Genomic DNA, 7,542 nt, shown 5'->3' on the forward strand with positions numbered 1-7,542 from the left:
TGATCGAGGAACCGGGTCATCTTTACCCGGTAGGCCGCCTCGATTTCGAGAGCGAGGGTCTCATCCTGATGACCAACGATGGTGACCTGGCGAATCGACTCACTCATCCGCGCTATGGGCATGAAAATTCGTGGAAATATCATACTGATCAGATCCCAGGATGCACTTCAATTGAACGATTTTTGCTCCATTCTCATCAAGCATACAAACGACCTGAATATCCAGCAACTCTATAATCCGCTTTTTGGCATCAAAATCGCAGGATGCCAGATTGATACCTTCCAGCACTTTTCTTGAAAATTCTTGAATATCCCGGAACTGTTCAGGTGTGAGGGATATTTTATCGACGAACTCCCTCAGATCCTGCTTTTCTTTGTTTAGAACCCGAATCGTATCTTCCAAGCGGGTTTTCTTTTCAAGAAGTAAGTCCTTGGGAAAGTCTCCCTCTAGATATAAATCGAGAATACGATTCAATTGTCCCTGGTGATCCGCAAGAAGTTCATCAATAATCGCGACTCTTTCAATGATCTGATCGTTTCTTGCCGCCTGTTCCAATTGATAATCTGTCATGCCCTTTTCCAATAATTGGGGGTTGGTTAAAAAATCTGTGACCCAATTCCAAATTGCACTGTCCACCTGATCCACTCTAAATTGCGGGAGTTTACATTTTATGTTTGCGATTGCGCCATCATAACCAGCACAACGATAGTAAAAATTGTATCCCCTGCTATTCTTTGAGACCCACAAACCGGGATGTCCATTCATGCGACTTCCACAGAATCCACACTGGATATGACCTGTCAAGAGATATTGATGCTTACGGTTAGCGCGAGCGAACAATTGGTTGCGGGCACCAGTCTTTCGGACTTTGTGCCAAGTTTCCTCTGAGATCAAAGGGGAAACTTTAATAGCCAACCATTCCTCTTTATTATGTCCATCTTTGCGATAGTGCCAGTTTCCAATATACACCTCGTTCTTTAGAATCTTGGCAACCATCGATCGTCCCCAAACCGCCCAACCTCTCTTCTTCTTGCCGCCGTTTTTTGGCAGAGTATCCAGCCTGGTAGGAACGCCCATCTCGGTCAATTTATCGGCAATGCCAGCAATCGTGATTTTATTTCCATGCTCCCCATTTACATACCAGTCAAAAACCATTCTCACTATTTTCGCCTCAGACTCATGGGGCACAAGAGTAGTTTTTCCATCCAAGGTTGTAGCAACCTGATAGCCGTAGGGTGGCGCACTATGCACCAGAACGTGACCAGCACGCACTTTTAATAAACGCCCTCGGATCATTCTTTCCATGATTTTTTCGCGTTCGTATTCGGCGATCGTCGCTCGAATATGTTTGCTTAGTCGCCCCTCCGGGCTGTTATCATAGTCCGCGAGAACATAAACAATTTCCACGCCCATCCGATTTAGCTCTTCTTCCACAACAAGCTGTTTGGCAAGTTTGCGACTCAGGCGGTCTATCTCGCGTACAACTAATACATCGAACTCCTTATTTCGCGCCATCTCCCTAATCTTATCCAATTGTGGCAATTCAAATGCCGCACCAGATGCCCCGCGATCATCCTCTGCCAGCTCTGCTACCAGAGTCCAACCCTGCTGCACGACATATTCCCTGCACATCTCAAGCTGACCAGATAAATTCCGTCCTTCCTTTCCGCGATCATCACCAGATACTCTGGCATAAGTAACTACCCTACGGTTCATAGCAACCCTTTCAAAGTGAATATCAGAAGATTCTTTTTGTTGGATGAGCGATACTCAGACCAATCGGTCCCCTACTCGCACATACGGGGCACCAGCTTTATGGCCTTACCAATGAGATTGGCAACCTCATACATTGACCATCGTTTGCCTCACGGATCTGGGTACATCGCCTTCCCCATCAAGAAAGCAAAATGCCCCGGCAGAATCCCGCCAGAGCATTAGCCGAGGCCACAATCAAATTTAGCCCGCCCGCCGCTCAGTCGGTGTATTGATCAGGTGGCAGTAATATGCCAACACCGTACAACCCTGTTATGAACGGAAATTATATAGCAACTTACTACATAATTATACTACAGTTTTTCTAGTCGGGCGACTTGTCTTTTGGTCCATGTCTTTTGTCTACAGAGTTATGAGCATTAGCCAAGTATGCCATTATCGCTGATTGACTAACTTGCCAGACAATACCAAACTTCCTACCAGCTATCGCTCCATCTCTGAGCAGGCGGCGAATGTGCTCTTCGTTGTAACCGCTGAGTACAGCTGCTTGGCTCACAGTAATCCAATCACCGTCGTTGGTCATTTCATTATCTCCTATCAAGAATTATACCTGCCACCCATATTGAGATATTGAACGGTAAAAGCACAATTTATACTGTGGAAATTCCATGATAGGGCGAGGCTGGGAGAAAGCTAAGGTAGGACTTCCTCACGAAAAAGATCTGTCTGCCTCAGACTCAGTTCCTTCATGCTAATTTCATCACTTGCTGCGCGGTTTGATTGAAGGTTTTCACCTGATGAATTTTCAGCTAATTGGATCAGCAACCTATAGACATTTACCAGAGCCAGCTGCTGGTCGGCATCTAGTTCTATTTTGGTATACAGAGATGTGATTTGGAGCATTCATTTACCTCAGGGTAATTCTTATGGACAGCTCAACTGATCTTCGCATGACCGCATCTAAAATCTGCTCTTATTCCATAAGTTTCGATCGTACGAACTTAATTTGTCGATGAGTCAATTCAGAAACAGAGCCTCATTCACTATGATACATATCATTAGGAGGGGGTCCCCCGGCCAGTGGTAATAAACATCTTACGCCTGCGCCCATGATCGACCCATGGTCAGCAACCTACTCTGACGGGATCCATTCGGATTGACATCAGGCTGGTCATAATCACTAAGTTTGAAATCCACTTGCCTTATCTGGTAAATTTGAATAATTCTTCACACACTGAATAATCTCGCCTGATTCATCGCCACCCGCATCAGGCTTCGACTATCTCACCTCAACTTGCAGGATTCTCGGATTTTCATGACACGCTGGCCAACATTGCAGATGAGATCCGAATCGTGAGCTGAGAATCGGTTTGATGGAAATCTTACTACTTGCGGAGCGATGCATCCGGCTCTCTGATAGGACTATTGCTCGGTTTTCATAACAAGCTGCCGGATAGCAGGTTGACGATGAGATCTGTTTCGCCTAAATTAGCAGCAAACAGACTCCGGGTGTATCCCGTGGCCAGGCTAATGAATGACAACATAAAACCCAACACATTTGCCCCACGATCCGCAACCAATGCCTGTGCATCGCTTGGGATCAGATGAGATTCAAAACCCAGTTCTGCAACGAGAGGGCAATGCTCTCAATTGTTATAAAACGGACTCGATGCTTGCGGACTTCAGCACGCCGCCAAGCACGATAGAGAATGGAACGTCACCCCGTGGGCCACGTGCATGGGTGCTGATATGCTTGGCAACAGAACGTATCAGAAGTTAGTGGGAACTTCCCCTCCATAGTGCCGGACTATCCAGATCGTCACAAGCGGTCAATGCTCTTTGCAACATGGGTAACCAGACGTGTGTCCAGCGTTCGTTGATGCCGCCGCGACAGTATTCGGTGGCAATGTAAACGCCCATGGCGACACACAATCTATAATCGTCGTGCAGGCGCTCCCATGAATAATTTGAAACACCTTGCTGAATCAGCGTTTCATGATACCGTTCGAAAATGGGGATCTCACACTGCGAACGCAGCTCGCTATCCCAGTCCAGCACGAGGGCGTAAGCTAGATCATAGACTCCCAGCCAGGTGGTGAGACTCCAGTTGAAAGGCTGGCGGTCGATAATGTACAGCGGACGATCTCCGGCACGCGGCACCAGGACATTGGCAGAACCCACATCACCATGAATCAGGGTGAAGCCGTTCAAATCCTGTGAACGTCTGATCAGTGCCTGTGGATGTTTGGCGTACAACTCACGCATGAGGTCAGCCCAGTGCGGTTTCAACTCTGCTGAGAACCCTTCCACGATATAACCGACACCCGGCTGAGCAATATCCACAAAATTCTGGATGTGCTGCGCATCATGTCCACTCGTGTCTGCTTCTGCCAACCGAGCCTTTCCCCACCAGCGGGCATGGAGAATCCCCAAGCCTTCGGCAAGTGCCAGACCGTATTCAAGCGTCGGCTTCTTGTGGTACGCTTCGATATGCGTTTCAGAGATATCGTCCAGTAAAAGGTGATACCGATTGAGTTCCTGCGAGTAAGCTGCATCATAACAACGGAGGAGTGGAGCATTCTTCACATCCACATAATCGCGGGTGTAATAGGTGACTTCCGAATCACCGAAGAACTCGCCGTCACCCAGATCGGTATCCACCATTTTGAGGAAGAGATGTCCCGGCAATGCCCCTTGTGCATCTTCGGTGTAAGTCACTTTAAGGCTCGCACTTGTGGACCAGTTGCCCTGACCTGTGCCGAATTCGAATGATTGCACAGCACCTTGGGTTAATGCTCTGCTTTGGGTGAGGACGGAGGTCAGCCACTCGGTGGTGATCTGGTCGAGGTTGGTGATGACATTTGTATCTTTCATTTTGGCTGAGTCCTCACAAGCATCCATACACTCACTATGACCCATGCACAAGAAACCAGGGTAACAAGGATAGTAAGAGTGCCAAGATCTGGCGCCCTGTTAAGTAACGCCATGATGCTGGTGTTGTTCTCGGGTAACAATTTCAAATGTATAAAAGCTAACAAGCCCAGGTTAATCAACAAGCCGATCCACTTTCCCCAAGCCTTGTTCTTGGACATTGGACGTTTCCACTGACGGAAATACCACACCAACCCGCCCAGAAGAAGTAGCGTTAATCCGCTGAAAATCGGACGGGAATAACGGACGGCGAAATCTTCACTTGGGGCGAAGAAATAGGCATCACCGCCGTGCGCGATCAGGGTCACATCCCAGGCAAAATCCCGATAGACCGATGCAATTGTGGGGTCATTGGTATTCATCAATAATACAACGCCGTAATCCAACCCGGGAAGCAGGAGTGCAACGGATTTGTAGCCTTTCCAGTCGCCCTCATGCCAAAGGACTTGCTGATCGTCCGAAGGAGCGATATTGGTTCCAAGGGTTTGCAGGAAGTCGGGATCGAACGCAGCCAGGGAGTGGAACCAACCCATAGCGTAGCTGTAGCCGGGTTCGATCTCTACACCGGGAGTATGGAGCTGCTTTATCCCTTCGGGAGAGAGCAGGATGGCTGATTCTTCATCCAAGTGAGCGATCAAATAACGGCTCATATCTTCCGCGCTTGACCATAACCCGAACGCCGGTAAGGTAGCCGTTGTGTAAAGCATGTTTTGGTCGAGTGCCAACTGAACTCCGAAAATGGGGTAATAGCCACGGGATGCATTCCCTGACCAGGCGCTTTCCAATGAGGTGTATGAATGGGTCATTCCCAGCGGAGTGAAAATATTTTCCTCAATATAGGCTTCGTATCTTTGCCCCGACACTTCCTGGATTAATAAACCAAGCACGCTGTAATTGATATTGGAATATCCCCAGTCTTCACCTGGTTTGAAGTTGAGTTCGATATGAGACAAATCCCGCACCCCGGTTTCCAACCCATCAGGAGTATTCGGGCGCAGGTTCATCTCGTTGCCTTGATATTCGTTGAAGCCGCTGGTGTGATACACCAGATGCGCCACGGTAATCTCCGCACCGCCTTCGCCCTTCACGTCAAACCAAGGCAGATATTTTTGCACCGGATCATCAAGATTGATCTTCCCATCTTCGACCAGTTGCATGATGCCAAGCGCAGTGAACGACTTGCTGACCGATGCCAGCAGGAAGGGCGTATCCGGCATAACCGGGTCGCCATCGGGGTTGGCAACCCCGTATCCATTGAGGTATTCAACCTCCCCATCACGGACAATAGCAATTGCCAACCCAGGGATCCTATAGGTAGCCATTTGTGTGTGCAGAAAGTCGTCAAGCCCGCTTTTATATTCCACCCCCTGGAATTCCGCGGCTGACGACACATCTTGCGAAGAAAAGGCAACTAAGAGCAACCCTACTGCGATGACAATACCGATGGTGTATCGAGTGTATTTATGAAGCATGCCTTCCTCCTATTCCATAACTGCGCCATGGATGATACACCTTACAAGAAGACCGCAATTTAATCATTAAACCCCAGGCGTCATCCTGAAATGTGTAAAGCTGAGAGTAGTAACTATGTTAAAAACTTGCGGTGAACTTGGAAGTCTATTTTATCGTTTTCCGTTCATGGAGTGAAGTCTTGCATGTCGAGGCAAATTTCCACACCAGATCAGGCACAGATACGCAGCCAGCATGTTCCTTCGTACAAGATTTACTTCAGAAAACGGAGGACGATCACGAGCAGGATCGCCAGTGATGCGCTCAGATAGATCCAGCGGATATATATTCGACGATTCGCCAACTTTGAGTCCAATAACCTAATGGTCGAAAATAGGATCATTCCATCCAACCCAATACAAAGGGCAGGCTACTGATGACAATCACCAGAAAGAATAGGGCGGCGCTGATCTTGATCGCGTTCTTGCGACCCATCAACACAGGCAGTGAGCGTGAACCGGCTTTCCGGTCACCATCCACATCCATCGCATCAACGTCGATCTCTTCACCTAGATTGATAAGCAATGCCAACATGCCGAAAAACCAGACTGCCACTTCAAACGGTTTGCTGACAAATTGAGTTGGCTCATGCACAGCACGATGTCGCCGCACGCCTCAGGCTTTGAACTTCATCCTGTAACTTGCAAAATTGCCTGATCTCCCCGTCGCGCATATCGGCGTTGGGGATAACATCGGACTGCGAACTCGCAAAGCGTTGTTGTTGAATATTGCGCGCGGCTTGAACGCGCTTACGAATCGACACGCTGGTCTCCCCATTCGGTCACTGCCTAGCTTTTCATAATCTACACCTGGCACTTCGATATGGATGTCGAGGCGGTTCAGCAATGGACCGGAAATCCGTTTTTGATATTTGGTAACGACAGCAAGCGCACACCCACAGGCTTTTTGTGGATCAAGATACCAGCCGCATGAGGGATACACACAATCGGCAACTATTTTCCTGGTCGATGACTGCTAACAAACTGAAATTTGGAGCATGTTTTATACAGATCAACTTTAGTACTAGGCGCTCACAAGTGCCCACGTAGCCAGCGCGCGATCGTAACTGGTTTATGAGCCATACAGATCAGAGACTGCACTTCCCCAGCGTCCCTGATATTCCATTGGACGGTTATCATTCTGGGCATAATGGGAGATATCCCAAACGAAATCGAGGGAATGCAAGTTAAGACAGCTCAGCTAAATGCAGCCAACTTAAGAACTATAGCCTTGTCAGCCAGAATCAGTTCTATCTCCCACCCACATAGCGCTTCAGATCTACAGCGATGTAGGAGAAGAATCATTCAATATATCCAAGGCATATTGAATGGCCGCTTCAGTCTCCATTGCCAAGCCTTCTTCCGACGCCTTGCTAAATGCTTCCTCTCC

The 7,542-nt window shown here is 48.2% G+C and carries 7 protein-coding genes and 2 pseudogenes; 1 reads left to right on the forward strand and 8 read right to left on the reverse strand.

Annotated features, from left to right (window positions below):
* The first annotated feature begins 65 nt into the window (after positions 1 to 65).
* Positions 66 to 236, forward strand: coding sequence for a hypothetical protein (locus tag AC14M5_RS06450; RefSeq protein WP_484028827.1), 171 nt, complete (start codon positions 66 to 68; stop codon positions 234 to 236).
* 388 nt (positions 237 to 624) lie between these two features.
* Here AC14M5_RS06450 and AC14M5_RS06455 read toward each other — a convergent pair.
* From AC14M5_RS06455 to AC14M5_RS06490, 8 genes and pseudogenes are all read right to left on the reverse strand, one after another.
* A pseudogene (locus AC14M5_RS06455) lies at positions 625 to 1,716 on the reverse strand (recombinase family protein); the annotation flags it as partial.
* A 361-nt stretch (positions 1,717 to 2,077) separates the two neighbouring features.
* Complete coding sequence (locus tag AC14M5_RS06460) at positions 2,078 to 2,296, reverse strand: helix-turn-helix domain-containing protein (protein ID WP_484028821.1); 219 nt, start codon at positions 2,294 to 2,296, stop codon at positions 2,078 to 2,080.
* A gap of 110 nt (positions 2,297 to 2,406) precedes the next feature.
* On the reverse strand, positions 2,407 to 2,616 hold the full coding sequence (locus AC14M5_RS06465; protein ID WP_484028822.1) for a hypothetical protein: 210 nt from the start codon (positions 2,614 to 2,616) through the stop codon (positions 2,407 to 2,409).
* 873 nt (positions 2,617 to 3,489) lie between these two features.
* On the reverse strand, positions 3,490 to 4,587 hold the full coding sequence (locus AC14M5_RS06470) for a phosphotransferase family protein (RefSeq protein WP_484028823.1): 1,098 nt from the start codon (positions 4,585 to 4,587) through the stop codon (positions 3,490 to 3,492).
* Positions 4,584 to 6,116: a serine hydrolase domain-containing protein gene (locus tag AC14M5_RS06475; RefSeq protein ID WP_484028824.1), complete on the reverse strand. Its 1,533-nt coding sequence runs from the start codon at positions 6,114 to 6,116 to the stop codon at positions 4,584 to 4,586. The genes AC14M5_RS06470 and AC14M5_RS06475 overlap by 4 nt, the downstream gene beginning before the upstream one ends.
* Positions 6,117 to 6,492: 376 nt before the next feature.
* The gene (locus AC14M5_RS06480; protein ID WP_484028825.1) at positions 6,493 to 6,765 is read right to left on the reverse strand and encodes a UbiA family prenyltransferase; all 273 of its coding nucleotides are present in this window, start codon (positions 6,763 to 6,765) and stop codon (positions 6,493 to 6,495) included.
* The gene (locus AC14M5_RS06485) at positions 6,740 to 6,916 is read right to left on the reverse strand and encodes a magnesium chelatase subunit ChlI family protein (protein WP_484028826.1); all 177 of its coding nucleotides are present in this window, start codon (positions 6,914 to 6,916) and stop codon (positions 6,740 to 6,742) included. Before AC14M5_RS06485 ends, AC14M5_RS06480 begins: the two co-directional genes overlap by 26 nt.
* Before the next feature lie 41 nt (positions 6,917 to 6,957).
* Positions 6,958 to 7,095, reverse strand: a pseudogene (locus AC14M5_RS06490) (ATP-binding protein); the annotation flags it as partial.
* Between the last annotated feature and the right edge of the window lie 447 nt (positions 7,096 to 7,542).

This window comes from Candidatus Villigracilis sp., from assembly GCF_057083605.1.

What these genes read in the sequence shown, in the direction of transcription:
- AC14M5_RS06470 (WP_484028823.1), bottom strand. Translation starts at nt 4,587, where the DNA reads ATGAAAGATACAAATGTCATCACCAACCTCGACCAGATCACCACCGAG.
- AC14M5_RS06475 (WP_484028824.1), bottom strand. Translation starts at nt 6,116, where the DNA reads ATGCTTCATAAATACACTCGATACACCATCGGTATTGTCATCGCAGTA.
- AC14M5_RS06465 (WP_484028822.1), bottom strand. Translation starts at nt 2,616, where the DNA reads ATGCTCCAAATCACATCTCTGTATACCAAAATAGAACTAGATGCCGAC.
- AC14M5_RS06460 (WP_484028821.1), bottom strand. Translation starts at nt 2,296, where the DNA reads ATGACCAACGACGGTGATTGGATTACTGTGAGCCAAGCAGCTGTACTC.